Source organism: Herbiconiux dendrobii, from assembly GCF_052048175.1.
Lineage (GTDB): Bacteria > Actinomycetota > Actinomycetes > Actinomycetales > Microbacteriaceae > Herbiconiux.
In genome coordinates, this window is record NZ_JBLZQV010000010.1 from 77493 (window position 1) to 97628 (window position 20136).

The 20136-nt window shown below is 62.7% G+C and carries 18 protein-coding genes and 1 pseudogene; 6 read left to right on the plus strand and 13 right to left on the minus strand.

The annotated features are described in order from the left end of the window. Positions 1 to 73: 73 nt before the first annotated feature. From ccsB to ACN4JJ_RS20335, 5 genes are all read left to right on the plus strand, one after another. Positions 74 to 1036, plus strand: a complete 963-nt coding sequence (gene ccsB / locus ACN4JJ_RS20315; RefSeq protein ID WP_440711703.1) for a c-type cytochrome biogenesis protein CcsB — start codon at positions 74 to 76, stop codon at positions 1034 to 1036. Positions 1037 to 1063: 27 nt separating this feature from the next. Continuing rightward, the gene (locus tag ACN4JJ_RS20320) at positions 1064 to 1321 is read left to right on the plus strand and encodes a hypothetical protein (protein ID WP_440711704.1); all 258 of its coding nucleotides are present in this window, start codon (positions 1064 to 1066) and stop codon (positions 1319 to 1321) included. A gap of 115 nt (positions 1322 to 1436) precedes the next feature. Then, positions 1437 to 2981 (plus strand): acyltransferase family protein, encoded by a 1545-nt coding sequence (locus ACN4JJ_RS20325; RefSeq protein WP_440711722.1) that lies wholly within the window; start codon positions 1437 to 1439, stop codon positions 2979 to 2981. 17 nt (positions 2982 to 2998) lie between these two features. After that, positions 2999 to 3604 (plus strand): SGNH hydrolase domain-containing protein, encoded by a 606-nt coding sequence (locus ACN4JJ_RS20330; protein WP_502263999.1) that lies wholly within the window; start codon positions 2999 to 3001, stop codon positions 3602 to 3604. 180 nt (positions 3605 to 3784) lie between these two features. Further along, positions 3785 to 4189 (plus strand): four-helix bundle copper-binding protein, encoded by a 405-nt coding sequence (locus ACN4JJ_RS20335; protein ID WP_440711705.1) that lies wholly within the window; start codon positions 3785 to 3787, stop codon positions 4187 to 4189. A 207-nt stretch (positions 4190 to 4396) separates the two neighbouring features. Here the strand turns inward: ACN4JJ_RS20335 and ACN4JJ_RS20340 are convergent, their stop codons facing one another. From ACN4JJ_RS20340 to ACN4JJ_RS20355, 4 genes are all read right to left on the minus strand, one after another. Beyond that, positions 4397 to 4699 carry a metal-sensitive transcriptional regulator gene (locus ACN4JJ_RS20340; RefSeq protein ID WP_440711706.1) on the minus strand — a complete coding sequence of 101 codons (303 nt, stop codon included), beginning with the start codon at positions 4697 to 4699 and terminating at the stop codon, positions 4397 to 4399. Positions 4700 to 4724: 25 nt separating this feature from the next. Further along, a complete protein-coding gene (locus ACN4JJ_RS20345; protein WP_440711707.1) occupies positions 4725 to 6875 on the minus strand; it encodes a heavy metal translocating P-type ATPase in 2151 nt (716 codons plus the stop codon). 77 nt (positions 6876 to 6952) lie between these two features. Further along, positions 6953 to 8140 carry an acyltransferase family protein gene (locus ACN4JJ_RS20350; RefSeq protein ID WP_440711708.1) on the minus strand — a complete coding sequence of 396 codons (1188 nt, stop codon included), beginning with the start codon at positions 8138 to 8140 and terminating at the stop codon, positions 6953 to 6955. A 114-nt stretch (positions 8141 to 8254) separates the two neighbouring features. After that, on the minus strand, positions 8255 to 8659 hold the full coding sequence (locus ACN4JJ_RS20355) for a hypothetical protein (protein ID WP_440711709.1): 405 nt from the start codon (positions 8657 to 8659) through the stop codon (positions 8255 to 8257). A gap of 481 nt (positions 8660 to 9140) precedes the next feature. Here ACN4JJ_RS20355 and lgt point away from each other — a divergent pair, with 481 nt between their 5' ends. Further along, entirely contained in the window at positions 9141 to 10097 is a 957-nt protein-coding gene (gene lgt / locus ACN4JJ_RS20360; protein WP_440711710.1) for a prolipoprotein diacylglyceryl transferase, read from the plus strand. Between the two features lie 243 nt (positions 10098 to 10340). Here the strand turns inward: lgt and ACN4JJ_RS20365 are convergent. The 9 genes and pseudogenes from ACN4JJ_RS20365 to ACN4JJ_RS20405 all read right to left on the minus strand — a co-directional run. Further along, positions 10341 to 10724, minus strand: a pseudogene (locus tag ACN4JJ_RS20365) (M15 family metallopeptidase); the annotation flags it as partial. 12 nt (positions 10725 to 10736) lie between these two features. Next, a complete protein-coding gene (locus tag ACN4JJ_RS20370) occupies positions 10737 to 11207 on the minus strand; it encodes a hypothetical protein (RefSeq protein WP_440711711.1) in 471 nt (156 codons plus the stop codon). Then, positions 11204 to 12760 (minus strand): murein biosynthesis integral membrane protein MurJ, encoded by a 1557-nt coding sequence (gene murJ / locus ACN4JJ_RS20375; protein WP_440711712.1) that lies wholly within the window; start codon positions 12758 to 12760, stop codon positions 11204 to 11206. The genes ACN4JJ_RS20370 and murJ overlap by 4 nt, the downstream gene beginning before the upstream one ends. 83 nt (positions 12761 to 12843) lie before the next feature. Further along, positions 12844 to 15282 (minus strand): penicillin-binding protein, encoded by a 2439-nt coding sequence (locus ACN4JJ_RS20380; RefSeq protein WP_440711713.1) that lies wholly within the window; start codon positions 15280 to 15282, stop codon positions 12844 to 12846. Beyond that, positions 15248 to 15979: a type 1 glutamine amidotransferase gene (locus ACN4JJ_RS20385; protein ID WP_440711714.1), complete on the minus strand. Its 732-nt coding sequence runs from the start codon at positions 15977 to 15979 to the stop codon at positions 15248 to 15250. The genes ACN4JJ_RS20380 and ACN4JJ_RS20385 overlap by 35 nt, the downstream gene beginning before the upstream one ends. Next, a complete protein-coding gene (locus ACN4JJ_RS20390; RefSeq protein ID WP_440711715.1) occupies positions 15961 to 17190 on the minus strand; it encodes a DUF1727 domain-containing protein in 1230 nt (409 codons plus the stop codon). Before ACN4JJ_RS20390 ends, ACN4JJ_RS20385 begins: the two co-directional genes overlap by 19 nt. A gap of 197 nt (positions 17191 to 17387) precedes the next feature. Then, complete coding sequence (locus ACN4JJ_RS20395; RefSeq protein WP_440711716.1) at positions 17388 to 17813, minus strand: hypothetical protein; 426 nt, start codon at positions 17811 to 17813, stop codon at positions 17388 to 17390. 299 nt (positions 17814 to 18112) lie between these two features. Next, complete coding sequence (locus ACN4JJ_RS20400; protein WP_440711717.1) at positions 18113 to 19333, minus strand: SURF1 family cytochrome oxidase biogenesis protein; 1221 nt, start codon at positions 19331 to 19333, stop codon at positions 18113 to 18115. A gap of 604 nt (positions 19334 to 19937) precedes the next feature. Next, positions 19938 to 20136: cell wall-binding repeat-containing protein (locus ACN4JJ_RS20405; RefSeq protein ID WP_440711718.1), on the minus strand; the 199-nt coding region annotated here is incomplete at its 5' end.

Consider the following 20136-nt stretch of genomic DNA (forward strand, 5'->3'; position numbering starts at 1 on the left):
GAAGCAGGTCATCGGGAACTTCGACACTCAAAACCCAGGGCGCGCAGAACATTCGCCCAAATGGAGAACAGTCATGGTCAGTCTGGACCTCATCTCAATCGTCAACGTCTACTCGGCGATGGCCGTCTACGCCCTGGCATTCGTGCTGTATGCCGTGGCGTTCACCAGACGGTCTCGCTTGAAAACCCCAGCCGAAAATTCTCTTCCCGAGAAGGCGCATGCGGCCGACGGTGGCCGGATCGTCGCGACAGCGGTTCGAACCAAAATCTCCCCGACGCGGCCGTCTCGACCATCGAAGACCGCACGTCTCGCGACGTCGCTGACGGTCTTGGCTGTCCTGCTGCACCTCGTCGCGACAGTCTTGCGAGGAGTTGAGGCAAACCGGCTGCCCTGGGCCAACATGTATGAGTTCTCCTTAACCGGCACACTTATCATCGCGCTGGTCTACCTACTGACTCTCATTCGCATCGACATTCGCTTTGTTGGCGTTTTCCTCCTTGGACTGATCCTCGTTCTCTTGGGCATCGCCACTGTCAACTACTACGTTCCGGCCGCACCCCTTCCCCCAGCGCTCCAGTCCTACTGGCTTGTTATCCACGTCCTCGTCGCAATGACGGCAACAGGATACTTTGCGCTCGGGTTTCTTCTCACCATCGGACAGCTGCTCGCCCCCACTGCGACCGGCCCGGCATCTCGGTGGCAAAAGCTCGTGAGAGGACTGCCATCCCGAGACCGGCTCGAACAATTGGCATACCGGATGAACATCGTTGGATTCCTTCTATGGACGTTCACGCTGATCGCCGGCGCGATCTGGGCGGAACGTGCATGGGGTCGCTACTGGGGCTGGGACACCAAGGAGGTCTGGACGTTCATCATTTGGGTGGTCTACGCCGGATACATCCACGCGCGAGCGACCCGGGGCTGGCGGGGCCACCGGTCGGCCTGGCTTTCGGTCATCGGCTTCATAGCCGTGATGTTCAACTTTGGCATCGTCAACGTCTTCTTCACCGGGCTGCACTCCTACTCCGGACTGTGACCACCCAACCAACGAAAGGACACCACCATGACACCGAAAGCTTCCGAAAACAGCCCCCTCAGTCGTGAAGAAGCGGCGCGGCGCAACTACCTGCGCCGACGGCGTTTCAAGATTATCGGCCTCACAATCGTGGGGGCTGGTGCACTCGTCGTCGTCGTTCACTGGCTTACTCACATCGAAGCCTTCGGGCCCACGCAGCCGCCCCTCTTCCTAGACCTGGTCGCGGGATACCCGATGGGAGTTGTGCTCTTGCTCGCGGGAGGGCTCGTCGCAGGCCGAAAGTAGACAGAACGAATTGCTGCAGCTCTGCAATTTTCACTACTACGCACCGGGAAGGATGCTCGTGGGGCAACGTGACATCGGAGAGCCTCGGCGACCCATGAGACCTTCCAGGGAGCAGATGTGGCAGCCGGACGACTACTTCCTTCCGCACATCCAAGGTCTGCGTGCCATCGCCGTTCTCCTCGTCGTGGTCTACCATTTCTGGCCCGGACGCCTCACCGGCGGTTACCTCGGTGTCGACGTCTTCTTCGTGATCTCCGGCTTCCTGATCACCCAGCAGCTCACCCGCCAGCTCGAGCGCACGGACCGCATCGCCCTGCCGAGCTTCTACGCCAAGCGCGCCCGCCGACTGCTGCCGGCCGCCATCACGGTGCTCATCTTCGCGAGCCTCGCGACGCTGTTCATCATGCCGTTGTCGAGTCTGACCGAGAACGTGCGCGAGATCCTGGCCTCCACCTTTTATGTGGAGAACTGGGCGCTGGCCATCAACTCTGTGGATTACTTGGCCGCGGCCAACGAGGCGAGCCTCGTGCAGCACTACTGGTCGCTGTCGCTCGAGGAGCAGTTCTACCTGTTCTGGCCGGTTCTGCTGCTCGGCGCATCCGTCGTGGCCATGAAATTCCTCAAGGGCAAGCGCTGGCTCGCCCTCATCTCGGTGCTCGGCATCGTGGGCGTCGCCTCGTTCGTGCTCTCGATCGTCAACACCGCGGCCGACCCCGCCAGCGCCTACTTCGTGACCTACACCCGGGTGTGGGAGTTCGCGGTGGGTGGCGCCTTGGCGCTGCTGCCGCGGTGGCGGCCGGTGCGCGCCTGGCAGTCGAACATCCTCGGCTGGGGCGGCATCATCGTGGTGCTCGCCTGCGGCTACCTCTTCAACCAGGCCACGCCGTTCCCCGGCTACATGGCCGCCATCCCGGTGCTCGGCACCGCCGCCATCATCGTGGCGCACCACCGCGAGAAGCCGTGGGACGCCGGGCGCGTGCTGAGCTTCCGACCTGTCGCCTTCATCGGCGACATCTCCTACTCGCTCTACCTCTGGCACTGGCCGCTCATCATCATCGCCCCCTACATCCCGGGCTGGGGCTTGAGCATCTGGAACCGCATCGCCCTGTTCCTGTTCTGCTTCGTGATCGCCTGGGCCACCAAACGCTTCATCGAAGACCCCACCAGGCAGTGGAAGTTCTTCACCACCCGCCGCCCCCGCGTCACGATGATCGGCGTCGTGGCCGTGATGGCCGTGTCGAGCCTGTTCGCCGGCACCGCCTGGGCGGTCCAGCAGCCGAAGTACGATACGGAGGCGACCCAGCTGGCCGACACACTGGCGAACCCGCCGGAGTGCTTCGGCGCGGCATCCGGGCCGACGGATGGGCTCGCGCCGATCGATCCGCTCTGCGTGAACCCCGCACTCGCCGGCCAGATCATCCCGAGCCCCGGATTCGGCAACGCCGATCGCCCCCGGCACCCCGACTGCCTGTCGACTCTCAACGACCCCACCGTGCGCGACTGCCAGTTCGGCAGCGATGCTGCGGATGCGCCCCAGATCGCGCTGATCGGCGACAGCCACGCCTACGCCCTGATGGACCCGTTCATCGACATGGCCGAGAAGAACGGCTGGCACCTCACCACCTACCTCAAGGGCGGCTGCCCGTGGACGACCNCCTGATGGACCCGTTCATCGACATGGCCGAGAAGAACGGCTGGCACCTCACCACCTACCTCAAGGGCGGCTGCCCGTGGACGACCACACCGCTGCTGGCCAAGGACGCCTTCGCGGCGTCGTGCGACACCTGGCGCGCCTCCCTCACGTCCGAACTCGCGGCGCATCCGCCGTTCGACGCCGTGTTCACCGCGGCGCTCACCGACCGCAACGTGCCCGGCACGGCCGACGACGAGCAGACGGCCGCGATCGGCTACGGCGAGGCCTGGAAGCAGGTGCTCGACCAGGGCACCCCGATCGTGACCGTCGTCGACAACCCGGCCTGGGAGGACGACCCGAACAAGTGCCTCCGCACCGAATCGGAGGCCGATTGCACCGAGCCGCGCGACGAGGGACTGGCGGAGTTCGATCCGATCGCGCTGGCCGCATCCGGTGCCATCACCCAGGGACAGGACGTGACGCTGCTCGACTTCAGCGACACCTACTGCACCGCCGACGAGTGCCCGGCCGTGATCGGGGGCGCGAACGTGTACAGGGATGCTAATCACCTGACCCGAACCTTCTCGTTCACACTCGAGCCGTTCATTACGCGAGGTCTATTGGCGGCGGTCACACGTGCAGCCGGGTAGGAAGTCACGCGGTCTAGGAGCTTTGGTCTGGAAGCGCCGACCGCGTCCCTCGCGAGGAGACGTCGTGAGAGACGTCGTGAGGCACAGCCCGGGATTCGACGCCGGTGTATAGAGTCGTCCGCCCGCGGGGCGTACCGTCAGAAGAGCAACCCCGATCAGCCCACAATTGAAGGAGATGCAATGTCCGTCATCGAGGAAATGCTGAACACCTACCCCCGTGACCTTGGCGCCGTCGACAAGGAAAGGCTTGCCGCCTGTATTGCCGCATGTCTGGAGTGCGGCCAGTCGTGCACGGCCTGCGCTGACGCGTGCCTCAGTGAAGAGATGGTGAGCGAACTCACCTCCTGCATCCGAACCAACCTCGACTGCGCCGATGTCTGCGCAACCACCACGACGGTTCTTTCCCGGCATACCGGCTCCAACGAAGCCACCATCCGAGCCGTTGTCGAAGCATGCCGCGCCGCGTGCGCGAGTTGTGCGGACGAGTGTGGGAAGCACGCCGATATGCACGAGCATTGCCGGATTTGCGCCGAGGCGTGCCGGCGCTGCGAGCAAGCATGCGCCGAGCTCCTCGCGACCCTCTAAACAGCCCCGCCACCCCGACGTGGAGCGCTGCTAGTAGGCAGCTGCACGATCAACTTTCGGCGGTGCTGGCCCATACCCCTCCGGGTAGCCGTGCTGACGCTGTACGGCGTTGCGCATCCGACCTGTCCACGGACCTTGATGCTGGCGTGATCGCTGCCGATCGGGCGGAGGCGATCATCACCCAACTCATCCGGATCGCTCAGGCTGCTACGAGCGCACCAGCCGAGCGATCGCGTCCGACGCCTCTTTGATTTTCGCTTCGCCCTCTTCGCCGCCCAGCTGCACCGCGTCGACGACGCAGTGCTTCAGGTGGTCATCGAGCAGCCCCAGGGCGACGCTCTCCAACGCTGAGGTGAGGGCTGAGATCTGCGTCAGGATATCGATGCAGTATTTCTCGTCGTCAACCATCCGGGCGATACCTCGGGCCTGCCCCTCGATGCGTTTCAGCCGCGCAAGGTACTTCTCCTTGTCGGTGATGTAGCCGTGATGCGCGGAGGCGACGTCGGTCATCGTGTTCTTCTTCCTGATAGCCCGATCATCGGGACGCGGTGTCTGATAGGCGGGCGGTGGGGGTGGAGCGGGTCAGAGCTGCACGGACGCTCGTGTCGGGGTCCAGCTGCAGTCGCCGCAGGAGTTGAGCGTTCAGTGCCACAACGATCGTAGACAACGACATCAAGATCGCGCCCACAGACATCGGAAGAACGAAACCGATCGGAGCCAGAACCCCCGCCGCCAGCGGTACTGAGATCAGGTTGTATCCGGCAGCCCACCACAGGTTCTGCTTCATCTTCCGGTAACTGGCCCGCGATAGTTCGATGACGCTGAGCACCGAGCGAGGGTCATCGCTTGCCAGGATCACGCCCGCGGAAGCGATCGCCACATCGGTTCCGGCACCGATCGCGATCCCGACGTCCGCTTGCGCCAGCGCGGGAGCGTCATTGACGCCATCCCCGACCATTGCAACCTTCCGGTGCTCGGCCTGCAGCTCCTTCACCTTGCTCGACTTGTCTTCCGGGCGGACCCCGGCGAAGTACCGGTCGATGCCCAACTCCGCAGCCACCGAGTGAGCAACAGCCTCGGCATCACCGGTGATCATCACCACCCCAATGCCTTGCGCGCGGAGGGCGTCGATCGCCTGCCGGGACTCCTCCCGGATCTCGTCAGCGAGCTTGAGGGCACCGATGATCGCACCGTCGACGAGGACGTGCAGAATGATTCCGCCATCCTCCCGCCACGAATCTGCGACACCGAGCTCCACCTGGTGCTCCTGCTCGAGCAGATTGGGTCCGCCGACCTGAACGCGGGCACCATCAACGCTTGCGGTCACCCCGACCGCGGGGGAGGACGCGAAATCGGCGGCCGCCGGAATCGAAAGATTCCGTGCCCGGGCAGCATTGACGATGGCGCGGGCCAGTGGGTGCTCAGAATCCGCCTCGGCAGCGGCGGCCAGAGCAAGCACCTCATCGGCCTCACGACCGTCTGTCGCCTCGATCGCGGTAACGGTCGGTTCGCCCTTGGTGAGCGTTCCGGTCTTGTCGAACAGCACCGTGTCGACGGTGCGCATGCTTTCCAACGCCAGACGATCCTTGATCAGTACCCCACCTCGGGCGGCGCGCTCGGTAGCGATCGAAACCACCAGCGGAATGGCCAGACCGAGAGCGTGGGGGCAGGCGATCACAAGCACGGTGATAGTGCGGACGACCGCCTCGTCGGGAAGGCCGATCATCGTCCACACCACAGCGGTGACGACTCCAGCGCCCAGAGCAAACCAGAACAGCCAGCCGGCTGCGGTGTCCGCGATCCGCTGCGCCCGAGACGACGAGTTCTGGGCGTCGGTGACCAGCCGTTGAATGCCGGCCAGCGCGGTGTCGGCGCCGACCGCCGTGATCTCGACCCGCAACCCGGAATCCGTCGCGACGGTCCCAGCGACCACCAATTCGCCCTCGCCCTTTCGGACCGGGCGGGATTCACCCGTGATCATCGACTCGTCCATGCTCGCGGACCCCGAAATGATGCGGCCGTCTGCTGGAACTCGGCCGCCGGGCCGAACGACGACCACGTCACCGAGTACCAGATCGGCAGGAGAAACCGAAACAGTGGTGTCCCCCTCCACGCGCTCTGCCTCATCGGGCAACAGCGCGGCTAGCGAATCAAGCGCAGACGTCGTCTGCGCCAGCGAACGCATCTCGATCCAGTGCCCGAGAAGCATGATCACGATCAGCAGAGCAAGCTCCCACCAGAAGTCCAGCTCGTGGTCGACCAAACCAAGGGTCGCGCCCCAGGAAGCGAAAAACGCCACCGTGATCGCCAACGCGATCAGCAGCATCATCCCTGGTCTGAGAGCCCGCAACTCACTCACCGCACCCGTAAGGAAGGGCCGGCCGCCCCACACGTACATCACCGTTCCAAGGACCGGAGAGATCCAGCCGACCCACGCGGCATCCGGGAGGGAGTAGCCGAGAATCATGGCGAACATCGGCGAGAACACCACAACCGGCACTGCGATGACCAGCATGATCCAGAACAACCGCCGGAACTGGCCCACATGATCACCGTGACCCGAATGACCACCGTGACCTTCGTGCTCATCCGCCATCTGGTGCCCGGTAGGCGGGTCAGACGCGACCGCAGGGGCGGTCTCGGGTGCAGCGGTTACGGGGTGCTGATGTTCTGAGTGGTTTTCCATGAGGTCTCCTTACCCATCCTGACTATACCCCCTAGGGGTACGTGGTGTAAGTGCTGCGACCGCACTCGTATTCCCGGCTATGCCGCTAGCCGGGGTAGGAAACGACGCTCTATTCGCACCCGGAGCTTGGTGAAAGGAGATTCGACCACCCAGAAGACGAGCTGAGAAACGAGCAGGGAGACGAGCAACGAAATCGTGTCGGTGACTATCGGGGCGTACAGCAACGGGCCGATGAGAGCAAGCACGATCTTGTGCAGCAGATAGAACGAAAACGACAGCACTCCCAAACGAACAAGCAGACGGCTATTCAGCAGTCGACCGACGATCCCACCTGGGCGAGTGGTTACGAACCAGAAGATCGGAATGAGAGCCAGGCACTGGACCGTTGTGGCGATACTCAACCGGAATGACAGGGCCGGCACCGCAGCGGTTGCGGCGAAAGCCAAGACAGCGGTAGCTGCGATCCAGCCCAGATTTCGCGACAGCCACCTCCGGAGCCGACCTGTCAGACGTGCCGCATCGCCCATGACGGGATTGAGCAGGAGCGCGAACGCGGCGCCCCACAGGATGCTGTCTATGCGGGTGTCGGTCGAGAAGTAGAGCCGATCAAAATCGGCACCATGCAGACCAAGGAAAATGCGCCACACGGCGATCACAAGGGCCACGCTGACCAGCCCCCATCCCACCCAGCTGCGGCGGGCGCCGAAACGATATGCCAACAACAGAGCCACGGGAACAACGAGGTAGTACTGCTCCTCGACAGCCAGGGACCACATCTGGCTCGTCTCCGGCGGAAGGCTCTCATATCCGGCCCTCACGATGTAATAGTTCGTGTAGTTCAGGAACTCGGAGAGGACGCCCCACCCGCTGATCGAAGCGGGCAGAACACCGGCCGCGGCGAGAGCCAGCGAGACGGCGATGGTGAAGTAGGCGGCGGGCAGGATGCGGAAGCTCCGGCGGAGGTAGAACCGGGCCAGGTGGACTCGCCCGGTCTCTTCCAACTCCGTGCGAAGAAGTGTGGTGATGAGAAACCCGCTGAGGAAGAAGAACACGGTCACCCCGACGTACCCGGGCCACTGGCCCTGATCGGTGCGGCCATGGCCCACGAAGACCACCAGGACGGCCAGAGCCCGAAGCCCGTCTAGAGAGGGAATGCGAGATATCGCGGGCGGTGGGGGAGTGGGAGAACTGCGATGGCGCGGTAACGGGCCGCGAAGGAAGAGCACGAAAGAATCCTTGAATTGAGAAACTAGAATGAGACGCATCGGCTAGAAGCGATACGAGAGCCAGCGGGTTCACTGCCGGACGAACGTCAACGGCACGGCACGCAGGCGGGTACACCAAAGAGAGCCCGGGCAGGGCTCGAAGGCGATCTGGTTCTAAGTCCGGCTGATCGAGAGCACGACCAAAGACGGCCCCGGCAAATCTCGGTGAATCAGCTCCGCAGAGACAAGAGTTCGCTCTGGGCTCGCGAGCGAGGAGAGCAGCGGCGGCACCTCCGCAACACTGCCCACGGTGTCCATGGCGCGGGGCACGGTGCCGTCGCGATCGATCTCAAAATGCTCATGATGAGCCGGGGCCGGCTTGTCCTCGCTGGCCGCCAGCAATTCAACCGCAGACCCCGTTGCTGGATTCGTGATTCCGGCGACATGACTCGCTCCGTCAACTGACTGCAGAGGAACCAGGTGGGCGAGAGCTGTGGAAATGATCAGGATAAGAATCGTGACTGCCACGATGAAGAAGCTCAGCTGGTGGGCAGGCTGGAGAGCGTCGCGAACTCGCATTACTACCTCCAATCGAGCTGATCGTCCCCCAGATAGGGAATATCCGACGAATCCGTGACACTTCTCCAACTGAACTCCCAGGAGCGCCGAGGTCCAAGGCATATGCCTTCTCGATGGTCAATCCGAAGGTGAGTCTCATGGATCGTGGGCCTGAGGGTCTGAGCTCGTCGGCCAGGCGCGACACATAATCGAGCAGGCCCCGGGTGCACGCCCTTGCCTGCGCTGCCAGCTGCGGTGCGCCAGTCACTGGCTGCAAGGCGCAGTCACTTAGTCAGTGGCGAACATGCCAGTCTGATTCGCCGAAATGATCCACCGGGTTTCGCACTCGCTACCTACCTCGAATCACTTTGATATCACAACAACAGTGGGCGGTTACCGCACTGGCCGCTGGACTGGGCATGCGTAGGAAGCAACTAGAATGAACGGCGGGACGTTGACTCCCGCCATGCGAGCCGGCTCATCCTGCACGACGGAGGCAGACATGTTTCAGAGCATCCCGAGTCCGGACCCCGCTTGGGCGCAATTCCAGGTCGGCCCGCTGACGGTCCACACCTATGCATTGTGCATCCTTGCGGGAATCGTCGCGGCGCTCCTCGTCACGCAGAGGCGGCTCGCTCGGCGTGGGGCTGAGCCGGGGGTGGTGTTGGACATCATCATCTGGGCTGTGCCGCTGGGGATTGTAGGTGCCCGGTTCTACCATGTCTTCACGCACGTCGGAGATTACTTCTATCCGGGTGCGAACCTCTGGGACGTGTTCGCGATCTGGGACGGCGGTAACGCCCTCTACGGGTCCTTATTGGGCGGCGCGGTCGGTGCCTACATTGGCTGCCGACGCACCGGCATCCTGTTCTGGTCCTTCGCCGACGCCCTCGCCCCCGCCATGCTGGTCGCGCAGGCCATCGGGCGGCTCGGGAACTACTTCAACCACGAACTCTTCGGCCTCCCGACCACCCTCCCGTGGGGTTTGGAAATCGAAGCGACCAACCTGAAGTTCCCCACCGATCTGCCCGACGGCACGTTGTTCCACCCGCTGTTTCTCTACGAGATCATCTGGAACCTGGCCGGCGCCGCGATCCTGCTGCTCCTCGAGCGCCGACTCCGCCTGCAATGGGGACGACTGTTCGCCCTCTACCTCATCTGGTACGGCCTCGGCCGCAGCTGGCTCGAAGCAATCCGCATCGACCCCACCAGCGACGGATTCCTCGACATCCCCGCCAACGTGTGGGCATCCTTCGGTGCCATTGCGGCCGGGATCGTGCTGTTCGTCGTCCAAACTCGACGTCATGGCGCCACCCCCGAACCCTCCGTCTATCGGGAAGGAAAAGGCCCACGCCCTCCAGCCATCGACACCGAAGCAGAGAATGCCGAGCAGACGCCAGCGGGGGAGCTGCAGGACACGGTCTCCTCGAGGTCGGCGGTGCCTCCGCCAGGAACATAAGCGCGATGACCCATACGCGGGGTTATCTTACTGCGCGGTGCCGCGGCTGATCGGCTGCCAGCCGATCAGTGTCGGGCAGCCCACCGTCCAAGCCAAAAGGGGACGAGCCCGGAATCATGAGTGCTGGCAAGCCGCTTCTCAGAAAGCCCATCCCGACCGCTGGTGGCAAGCATCGAAAAGATCTTGATGGCTAGCACGATTTCGCAACTGTCAAAGAAGCTGGATTGTAAATAGAAAGTTGCCTTAAGCGGGGTAGTCCGTTGCGGGATCAAGGCTGAAATACTCTTCGAGCGTGCCTAGTCCGGTTCGCTTGTAGTCGGTCGCGAGGCCGGTGCCGACCCAGCGGTAGTGCCATGGTTCATACTCGTAGCCGGTGATACTCGTCATATCTTCTGGGTAGCGCAGAACCCAGCCAAAGCGATAGGCGTTGTCAGCTAGCCACTGCCCTGCTGTGGTGCTGCCAAAGCAGGCGCTCTCGAGACCACATCCGCTGGCGGTGTCGAGGATGTCGACGGCCATGCCAGTCTGGTGCTCGCTGTACCCGGGCCGGGCGCTGGTGAGATCGGCGCCAGCTTGCCCGTATACGTTGACGTAGTAGCTGTACGCGGCGACCTGGGTGTCGTAGGAGCGGTATCCGCTCTACGCGACCAGTCGTACACCAGTTTCGGCGCGTGCGGCCGCGACAAGGCCCACCAGTGCGGTGGCCGCTTCGCTTCGGAGCGTATGACCCTTCGGGTTAGGGATATCGCCGGAAATCGCTGTCAGGTCGGGCGGCACGAATTGGGTGGCGTCCGCGATGGGGCGGGTTTTGTTGACGATGAGCCACGGACTGATCGGATCTGTCAGCGAATTCGCCCCTCTGTCGAATTTCTCGTCCGGCATCGTCTGGCGGGTACTCACGGGCGACGGGACGGCTTCTATGCCTGGGTCGGCGCTGGCCGTTGAGGACTCCGGAAGCGCTGCTGGCGCAGTGCGCTGATTGTCAGTGAGTGACATGAGGAACATGGCGAGACCGATACCGACAATGAGCACCGCCGTTATGAAGAGGAGACTTCTACGCAGTCGCCGAGGTCTGCGGCGGCGCGCGTGGAGCATCGCCTCGTCGCTCATGACAGCAGTTCGCGAAGCCGCGACGGGTTCGCAATCGAAACTGTGACGGCCGCGAAAGTCAGGACGATGCTTATCGCGATCCCGACGCAGCTGATAATCATCTCGGTGACAGATTGTTGCGCCCACGAACTGGACGCGATTACCAGTGCCCAGGCGACGAGCGCGGCTGTGGCCGCGGCGGTCCATATGGATAGCTGCAGTCGGGCATGCGTGTGGGGGAGCACTTCGACGCCCAAGCGGCGCAGTGAAGCGCGGAAGGTGAGATGGGCGATCAGCCAACTCATGGTATTCGATAAGATCACGACGATCGCAATGTCGATCACGCGCATTTCGGGTGGCGCGGAAACGCCGATGACGGTAGCGCCGGTGGCGGTGATAAAGGCGGCGATGGCTTGATTGATGAATGGCTGGAAGCCGCGGTGGAGGGCGAAAAGGGCTCGGTTGAGTACGAAGGTCTGACTGAATCCGATAAGTCCGATTGCAAGCGGTTGGAGGACTGTGCCGATGATCGGGGAACCCCAGACGATTTGGGTGATCCAGGGGCCAAGGGCTGCCAGCGCGATGGCCACCGGAAGGGTCGTGAGTGTGACGAGCGATCCGGTGCGCTGCAGGTTGCTTTGGAATGTGACGTAGTCGCGGGCGTTCGCGGCGCGGCTGAGCGAGGTGAACATCGCCGTCGCAAGCGACACCGTCGCGATCCCATGCGGTAGCAACACCAGCATGTAGGCGAGGGAGAGGGTGTTGAGGCTCGCGCCGTCAATGCCCGCCTTGTTGAGTTCTTGACCTGCTGTGGCGGCAACATTTGATACAACGACGTAGGCAAGCTGTCCGGCGAGAACGGCTAGGAACGTCCACGCGGCGATCCGGGTCGCCGCTCCCAGGCCGGTGAAGCCAAGTCGAGGCCGGAATCGGAAGCCGATGGCACGTAGCGACGGCAGCAGTACCAGGGACTGCATGACTACTCCGAGGGTTGCTGACCCCGCGATCAGCGCTACCATGCCCGGGGTCCAGGAGTCGACGCTACCGAGCCCTGTCGGTACGACGATCAGGAACACGACAATTCCGCCGCAGGCTGTGAGGTTCGAAACGACCGGTGCCCACGCGGCGGCAGCGAACCGATCGTGGGCGTTGAGGACTTGAGCAAGCACGGTGTAAAGGATGAAGAAGAAGACCTGAGGCAGGCACCAGTACGCCATCGATGTCGCCAACGCCAGCCACGCCGGCGTCCAGCCCGCCGCATAAAGCATGACGATCAGCGGTGCAGCCGTGGTGAGCGCCGCGGTGACGACGACAGCTCCTAGGAGGGTGAGGGTGAGGAGGCGATCGAGTCGGTTGCGCCCGTCACGGCCGTCGGCGATGGAGTGGGTGATCTGAGGGACCAGGATTGCTCCGAGTATCCCGCCGGCGATCAGTCCGTAGAGGAATGTCGGTGCGGAGTTCGCGACATCGAAGGCTTGCCCGCCAACCGCAGAGCTAGTGGCGCCGATGGCGTAGATCAGCAACGTCGCCTTAGCGAAGCCGCTGACCCGTGATGCCAACGTTCCGCCGGCCATTCGGCTTGCATGGAATAGGTGCTCTCGGCGCCTCGCAGGCGGCACGGGAATCTCACTCCCTCGGGTAAACGCTCCTGTGTTCGTCATGTGCGCGGAGCGGCCGGTATAGCGGTGGAGGTTGGCTGTGGTGGTGGCGTGCGCGTGGGCGTGGGTGGGGGTGTGCCGTTGCTAGTCGTGACCGTGATGGTCGCACCTCGTGTTGCCGACCCACTCGGTGAGGTTGTCAAGACTGTGCCAGCGGGCTCTGCTGAGTCAGTGCTCGCTCCTTGCTCAAATTCAAACCCGGCAGCCTCGATGGCTGTTTGCGCCGCCCCGACACTGAGTCCGACCACGTTCGGGACACTCACGGGGACGCCTTGCACGAGGGTCTGTTCGGGCGCGGCGAAGGCACCACCCCCGTACTTGCCATCGGCGTCGGACATGAATGTTCGCCAGATGCTGTGCCGGATGCTACCTCCGTTCTGGCCAGCGATGGTGGAGTTGCGAAGGGAGACGGTTCCATTGATGTTGCCGACCCAGACCGCGGTAGCGAGTTCTGTGGTAGCGCCGACGAACCAGGTGTCCTTCTCGGAATCTGTGGTGCCCGTTTTGCCGAAGTGGGGGATCCCGTTTTGCGGGTTGGATGCGGTAGCGGTGCCACTCGTGACGACGCTGGTCAGCGCATACGCCATCGTGTTGGCGACCTGGGGAGATACCGCAGGTGTGCACGACGATGGCGGCACCGGGATCTCTGTCCCCTCGGAGTCAATGATCCGGTCGATCGCGATGGGGCTGCAGAACACTCCCTGATTGGCGATCGCCGCGAACGCGGCCGCCATTGACAGTGGGGCGATTTCATTGGTACCGAGTACATCTGATGGGTAGGAGGTCAGGGTTTCGCCGTCGGCACGGTGTACGCCAAATGCTTCAGCGGTCTTTCGGATCTCGCACTGGTCAAGCGCCTGAGCCATCTGCATGAACGCGTTGTTCGTCGACGACGAGGTGGCGGCGAGCACCGTCATGGTGCCGGGATTCGATCCTCCGTCGTTACGTGGCGCATACGTGCCTGTCCCGGCACCCAGGCAGCTGTCTTGGAAGGAGGCGAGATTGAAAGGTCGCTGGTTTCCGTTGACACGGTCGTTTAGCGACCTTCCCTGCTCGAGCCATTCGGCGAGGGTGAACACCTTATAGGTGGAGCCGACTTGGAAGCCTGTCGATCCGCCGTACTCGTAGTCGGTGGCATAGTTTAGGGCGGTGTTGTCGGGTGCTGCTGCGGCTGGATCGGCGTTGTAGAACTTGTTCTGCACCATCGCAAGCACCCGCCCGGTACCTGGTTCGACGGTTACGAGCGATGCGCCCAGGTCGAGGAGTTCAGAGCTCTTGGGAACGTTCCCGTCCATCGCGTTCACGGCCGCGCCCTGCAGCTCGACATCGAGCGTCGTGTAGATGTCGTAGCCGCCACGAGCGAGGCTGTTGGCCTCACCATTGGCGTCTTGGCCGAGCACGTTCTGAATGCCGATGATACGGCCGACATAGTCGCAGAAGAATCCAGCACCGATGGTGTTGGCGGTCTGACAGCCTGTTGAGGGTTGCGTGATGGTGGGGGTGACGGGCGTCGCGATTGCCTCATCGTACTGAGCCTGGGTGATGCGTTTCTCTTTCAGCATTGCCGGGAGCACGTCCATGTCGCGGCGCGCCTGGTTAGCAGGGATATTCTCCGAGTAATCGATCCGCAGTCCGTTAGGTTCGTTGACGATCGCGATTAGGCTCGCGGCCTGCGCGAGAGTGAGGTCGGTGGCGTTCACGCCGTAGTAGTAGCGGGCGGCGGCCTGGATGCCGTACACCGTGCCGCCGAACGAGGCGATGTTGAGGTAGCCGAGAAGGATGTCACTCTTGCTGAACTCCTTCTCGAGTCCGATAGCGAGCTTCATTTCCTTGAGCTTTCGGTCGATGCTGCCCTGGGTGGCCTCCTCGTAGGCGCGCTTGCGCTCAGCCTCGTCGGGGAGGGCTTCAGCGCGTTGAACGAAGATGTTCTTCACGTACTGCATCGAAATTGTCGACGCCCCTGACTCGACCTCGCCGGATGCTGTGTTGCCGATCGCAGCTCGCAGCGACGATGCTATGTCCACTCCGCCGTGGTTGTAGAATCGTGGGTCCTCGGTTGCGATAACGGCGTCTTTTGCGAACTGGGAGATCTGGTCCCAGCCAACCTCCTCACGGTTCTGGTCGAACACAGATGCGAGTAGTACAGGATTTCCCGCCGCGTCGGTAGCGTAGATATCGGTCTTCTGCGCGAGCTTGTCGGGCCGAATGTACTCGGGGAGGCCTTCGAACATGTCGATGCTTGAGTTCGCGGCCACACCGGCCACCGCCAAGGTCGGGGTGATCATCGCGGCGACGAGCACGCCGGCCACGGCCGAGAGACTGATAAGACCGAGGCAGGCCGCGGCGATACTGATGGGCGTACGGCGCTGGTCGTGATGTGAGGAGGGCATTTCGTCTTTCTGGTCAGCGACGGCGTGCGGTCGCGGCAGCGCGGGCATCTGCTTCGCCGAGTGGCGGTAGATCGAGCAGAACGCTCGGCTGGTGGCGGGACAGCGCCATCGCGAGCAGAGCGTCAGCGAGTGCCGGGTTCTTCGGAAGCACCGGGCCATGCAGATATGTTCCGATGACATTTCGGAACCGAGCGCCTTCGGTGCCGTCGGCGCCATTGTTTCCGGAGCCTTTGGCGGTGTTCCCCAGTAGTTCCGCGTCGATCCCGAGATAGGTGCGGCCGGCGTGGTTCTCGTATCCTACGAGCGGGCCCCATTCGTCGGTATCAGCGGTGATGTTCCCCATAATGCGATCCGGCCCGAAGACAGTGTGGACATCGAGGATACCGATCCCGTCCATAGCTGACCCGCTATGGGCCGTGAGGGTATGCCCGAAAAGTTGGTACAAGCCGCAGATCATCAGCATCGGCACCCCATCGCCGGCCAGGCCGCGCAGCGTGGCCGCGTTGTGGTGAAGGTCGGGCTGGATGTGAAGCTGCCCGCTGTCCTGGCCACCCCCGCCCACGATGAGATCCACATCGGTCGGGACGGCGTCACCCGGATGGTGTTCTATCACTTCGGAGCGGTAGCCACGCCATTCGAGCCGTTTCGTGAGTACGACCATATTTCCCCGGTCGCCGTAGACGTTCATGTGCCCCGGGTACAGGGTGAGTAGGCGAAGCGGCCGGGTCATGCGGCTTCCCCCCATGTCTCGGCGCCGAGTGTTCTGCGGAGTTCGAGCATCGCAGTGTAGGTGCAGAACACTCGCTTCCGAGCTCCGGGATGCCGGCGTGCGAAACGGCGCCCCGCGGTTCCGATGTCGGGTTCGACGTTGTCGGTGGGAACGTCGTCGTAAGCCAAACGCAGTGCGAGGTCGTAGGCGCGGGATCCCGACACTGTGTCCACCGACGGAACGACTGAGAAGTCGACGTCCCAGATCCAGGAGACGTCACGGCCATCGGCGTCGTTATCGTTGAGCACCATCATCGTGTGGGCGCGATCGCCCGCAAACGAATCGAGGGCGACGCGAAACCCCGCTGGATTCTTCACCAGCACGATTTCGATTGCCTCGCCATCGGCGTCGACGACCTCGCCGCGCCCGAAAGCGGGCGGAATGGTCGGCAATGCTGTGAACATGACCTCGGTACGGGCCCGAGAGCCCAGCACTGCACGGCACAAGGCGATCGCCGCCGCCGCGTTGAGTTGATTGTGGAGCCCGTCGAAGGAGAGCTTGAACTGATATTCCCGGCCCTGGAACGACACCACCGGCGCCGGATCGACCCGCTCGAGCACAGTGACGTCATCGATCCGAGGAGCTTCGGAGCGGACTGCGAGGAGCTCATCGTCGATGGGGAAACGATGCAGAATACTCGGAGCAACGCCGAATCCGCGAAGCGAGGCCGGGCTGCCCGGTGTAAATTCAGCTGCCGTCAAGCGCGGATCGTTGATATTGATCAGCACGCTCGTGCGTGCCGCCGCAGCGGCTTGACGGAGCATGGCAACGGTACGATCGATCTCGCCGTACCGATCCATCTGGTCGCGGGAGACGTTCAGGATTGCGACATGCTCCGGCGCAAGCTCGGAGACGATGCGCACGGCGTGACCCTCATCGACTTCAAGCACGGCAATGTCCGCGTTTAGGCGCCCCCGCCAATCTGTGGCGGAGATTATCGCGGAGGTGATGCCCCGGCCGTAATTGCTCCCGGTCGGATTGGAGAACACTTTCAGACCGTGAGCGGACAGCAATTCGGTGGTCATCTTCGTTGTGGTGGTCTTTCCGTTCGTTCCGGTCACCATCACAACGCCCATCGGCAGGGAAGACAGGATACGGGTCATGAAGCCAGGGTCGAGCCGCTCGACGACTAGGCCTGGCAGTGCAGATCCGTTCCTGCCGGTCATCTTGAGTGCCTTCTTGATCACGCGTCCTAGCGCGACTAGGAAGGGGTCGGGTGTTCTTGGCACGAGGAAACTCCGATCGACGGTGTACCCCGGGACGGGGTACACGAAAAACACCAATGCTCGCCCGCTGCGGAGGGCGGGAAGCAGGTCACACCTGGAGGTATGTGCCGCCCGAGGGCAGCTGAGCGCAGGGCTGCGCAGACCGTCGACGGTCGGTTTTAGATGCGACTCACAGAGAGTTCGGCGACGAGTGCCACCTCAGAGGACGGTGGTTGGTCGCGCTTGGGAAGGACTGGGGGAGAATCGGGTGGGGTCAAAAAAATGTGCGTTGCCAGCATGGCGGGCGCCCGATCAGCGAACACTACCGTGGTGAGGGCCCGCTCGCGAAGGGAGTCATGGTCGCTGCAGTCAGCGTGGTGGTGGTGGTGGTCGTGTCCGACATCGCTGACCAGCTCAGCGGTGGTCTGCTCCGACACCACCGAAACAGCGCCGTTGGCTGGCTGAGGCGTGTGAGGTGACGCGGCCGCGATGGCGTGCATCGCGATGATCGCGCCGACGGTCATGGCGACAGCGCTGATGAGGACGAGAGCGAGGTGCACGGGCAGGCGATACCGCTGGGCGGCTATCCCATTCATCGCGCGCATCGTTCCTCCTGGTGCATAGTCTCATCCATCATGCCTCTTGAACCTGAGAAGCTCGCCGCCGCCGGAGCCGGGGGTACCGGAGCGGTTATCAAGAAGGGCTGCTCCGACTTGGGAGCGGCCGGCGCTGTGCGAGGCCATCGATTCGGTGCTGCAGGTCGTCAAGGGGGTGGCGAACGCGGCATCTGTACCGATCCAAACAGGTTTAGGAATTGACCAGTGAACCTCGCGCACCGGGAAGGGTCAATCCCTCTCGAGGCGTCCGGGTCTAGAGGGATTGACGTCAGTGCCCCGAATGCCTATCAGGAGTCGTCATCGCCCGCTTCGCGTGGTGTGTTTATGATATAAACGGTCGGCCGCTCGGATGCCTCTCCGGCACTACTCGCCTTCTCGTCGGCGGTGATGGCCGGTGTTCCAGGTGAGACGGCACGCAGCATTGGCGCAGACCGCAACACTGAGCCGCCCGTGATGCCCCAACGAGTGAGTGGAATGTATCCGTCGATTAGCTCGTCTTCGAACTCTTCGTCGGTAAATGGCTTGCTTATGCGCTTGCGCAGCCGCTTGGAGGCTCGTGCCTGCTCTTCCGGCTCGTCGATGTTGAGTCGACGGTACTCCTTGCGCATTCCGAGACCGAGTCCGATGAAACCGATCAGAGCGAAGAGCAGCCATTGGAGCGCGTACGAGTAGTGGGTACCGACATTGTTGGTGGGCATGGTTGTTTGGGTAGGGGCGAGCTCTTGTCCTGCGGAGGGGGACTGACTATCGAGAATCCCGTACACCTCGGTATATAAATCTCCGACGACCATCTGCTCGATGGCGGGCAGAGTAATCGACCCGATCTGGTTTCCCGTCCGAGTTCCCGTTCCGCGCAGCTCTTCGCTTGGCCTCAGCTGTACGACAACTTTCACTGTGCCCGCCGCGGCTGGGGGTATCGAATCGGGAGCCAGCACATCGGTGGGGGAAGGTGCTACCCAGCCGCGATCGACCATCAAAGTGGAGCCATCACCCAGTTGCAGGGGAGTGAGAACTTCGAAGCCGTTGGTGCCGCTGTTGGGGCGGTTACGGACGACAAGCTCGCCTTCAGGACGATATATGCCCGTGATGGTGACCCGTTGCCAGTTCTGCCTGGCATCGTAAGAGTCGAGGGTGGGGAGCGCCTCTGCGATCGGGATCGGCGTAGCCGAGAAGTTGGCGGCAACAATGGCGTTGTCGACTGACGTCTGCTGGCCGCGATCAAATTGCCAATTTGAAAGAAGGACGCAGACGATAGCGAAGGTGATGACTGTGGCGATATATCCGAACCACCGCCATGTGCGCAGGAATTGCCACCCAGTCATCCCCTGGGTGACTGTGTCATACACGGCGACGAAGCTTCCTGGTCGCGCGACCTGGGTAGTGAGCTCACCGGCTTGCCGAGACTTGAGGTCGGCGCGACGATGGGTACCCGTCGCCGAACCTCCGATTGTTTCTCCGCCCCCTAGTTTTTCATCGGCTTGCTGACGACAGATGCGTTCGTCCGTCACTGTTCGTAAAGCCTCAGGCTCGCGGCTCGCGCCGTTGCGCTCTTTTTGGCTGAGTATTCGAGCCTTGCCCTGCTGTTCGGGGGCAGTTTGCCAGCGAGAATTGAGATGAAGACAGGAAGAACATGGTCAGGAACGTAAAGATCCGGTGCGAAAGCGAACGAGAGTTCCACCTTGAAGTCTCTTCTCCTCTCGGTTAAGGGTGGCCAGCTGACGCGGCGGCTGGTGTGTGTACCCTAAGGGCCTCGGGTCACGATTTCCTGAATTAAGCGGTCTATTTGACACACCGCCCCGACCTTAGCCACGACGGCCGTGGCCACCCGGCTCGGTGGCAAACCACAACGCGCACCGCGACCCGGACGCCGACCATACAGCGCGAACGCGGCGGCTCAGTCGTTAGGTTCCATCCGCGCGCGTCATTGCCGTTTGTGGAGCTCGTCGTGAATGTATTGGGAACGCCCACCGAGTGCAGCCCGTCACTGCGAGATGAATAGACGTCGAATGAGAGGAGGTGAATGGAAGACGCCGCCACCCGTTCGATCCGGACCAAGTGATCAATCTCCGCTGAGCGTCAGAGACACCATCTCCTCCGGTGAGTGTCCGTGGGTTAACCGATGTAGGCCTGCAGCGCGCTAAGTACGCTGTCGGAAACTGTCGCGGAGCCGCCCAGAACGACAATCTTCTTCGGGTTCATTCGGTCTAGTTCCGTCGCGACGGCTGCTGGGATGCTGTCACGAGTGACGAGAAGGACGGGTCCCCCGCCTCTAACCGCCGCGGCCGATCCGGAGAGAGCGTCGGGGAAGTTC

Bases quoted from the DNA above. Each gene is read 5' to 3' on its own strand.
- ACN4JJ_RS20370 (WP_440711711.1), bottom strand. From the start codon at position 11,207: ATGAGCGACGAGGCGATGCTCCACGCGCGCCGCCGCAGACCTCGGCGA.
- ACN4JJ_RS20340 (WP_440711706.1), bottom strand. From the start codon at position 4,699: ATGACCGACGTCGCCTCCGCGCATCACGGCTACATCACCGACAAGGAG.
- ACN4JJ_RS20355 (WP_440711709.1), bottom strand. From the start codon at position 8,659: ATGCGAGTTCGCGACGCTCTCCAGCCTGCCCACCAGCTGAGCTTCTTC.
- ACN4JJ_RS20320 (WP_440711704.1), top strand. From the start codon at position 1,064: ATGACACCGAAAGCTTCCGAAAACAGCCCCCTCAGTCGTGAAGAAGCG.
- ACN4JJ_RS20395 (WP_440711716.1), bottom strand. From the start codon at position 17,813: ATGCGCGCGATGAATGGGATAGCCGCCCAGCGGTATCGCCTGCCCGTG.
- ACN4JJ_RS20350 (WP_440711708.1), bottom strand. From the start codon at position 8,140: ATGCGTCTCATTCTAGTTTCTCAATTCAAGGATTCTTTCGTGCTCTTC.
- ACN4JJ_RS20385 (WP_440711714.1), bottom strand. From the start codon at position 15,979: ATGGGGGGAAGCCGCATGACCCGGCCGCTTCGCCTACTCACCCTGTAC.
- ACN4JJ_RS20335 (WP_440711705.1), top strand. From the start codon at position 3,785: ATGTCCGTCATCGAGGAAATGCTGAACACCTACCCCCGTGACCTTGGC.
- ACN4JJ_RS20330 (WP_502263999.1), top strand. From the start codon at position 2,999: ATGGCCGAGAAGAACGGCTGGCACCTCACCACCTACCTCAAGGGCGGC.
- ACN4JJ_RS20380 (WP_440711713.1), bottom strand. From the start codon at position 15,282: ATGCCCGCGCTGCCGCGACCGCACGCCGTCGCTGACCAGAAAGACGAA.
- murJ (WP_440711712.1), bottom strand. From the start codon at position 12,760: ATGGCCGGCGGAACGTTGGCATCACGGGTCAGCGGCTTCGCTAAGGCG.
- ccsB (WP_440711703.1), top strand. From the start codon at position 74: ATGGTCAGTCTGGACCTCATCTCAATCGTCAACGTCTACTCGGCGATG.
- ACN4JJ_RS20345 (WP_440711707.1), bottom strand. From the start codon at position 6,875: ATGGAAAACCACTCAGAACATCAGCACCCCGTAACCGCTGCACCCGAG.
- lgt (WP_440711710.1), top strand. From the start codon at position 9,141: ATGTTTCAGAGCATCCCGAGTCCGGACCCCGCTTGGGCGCAATTCCAG.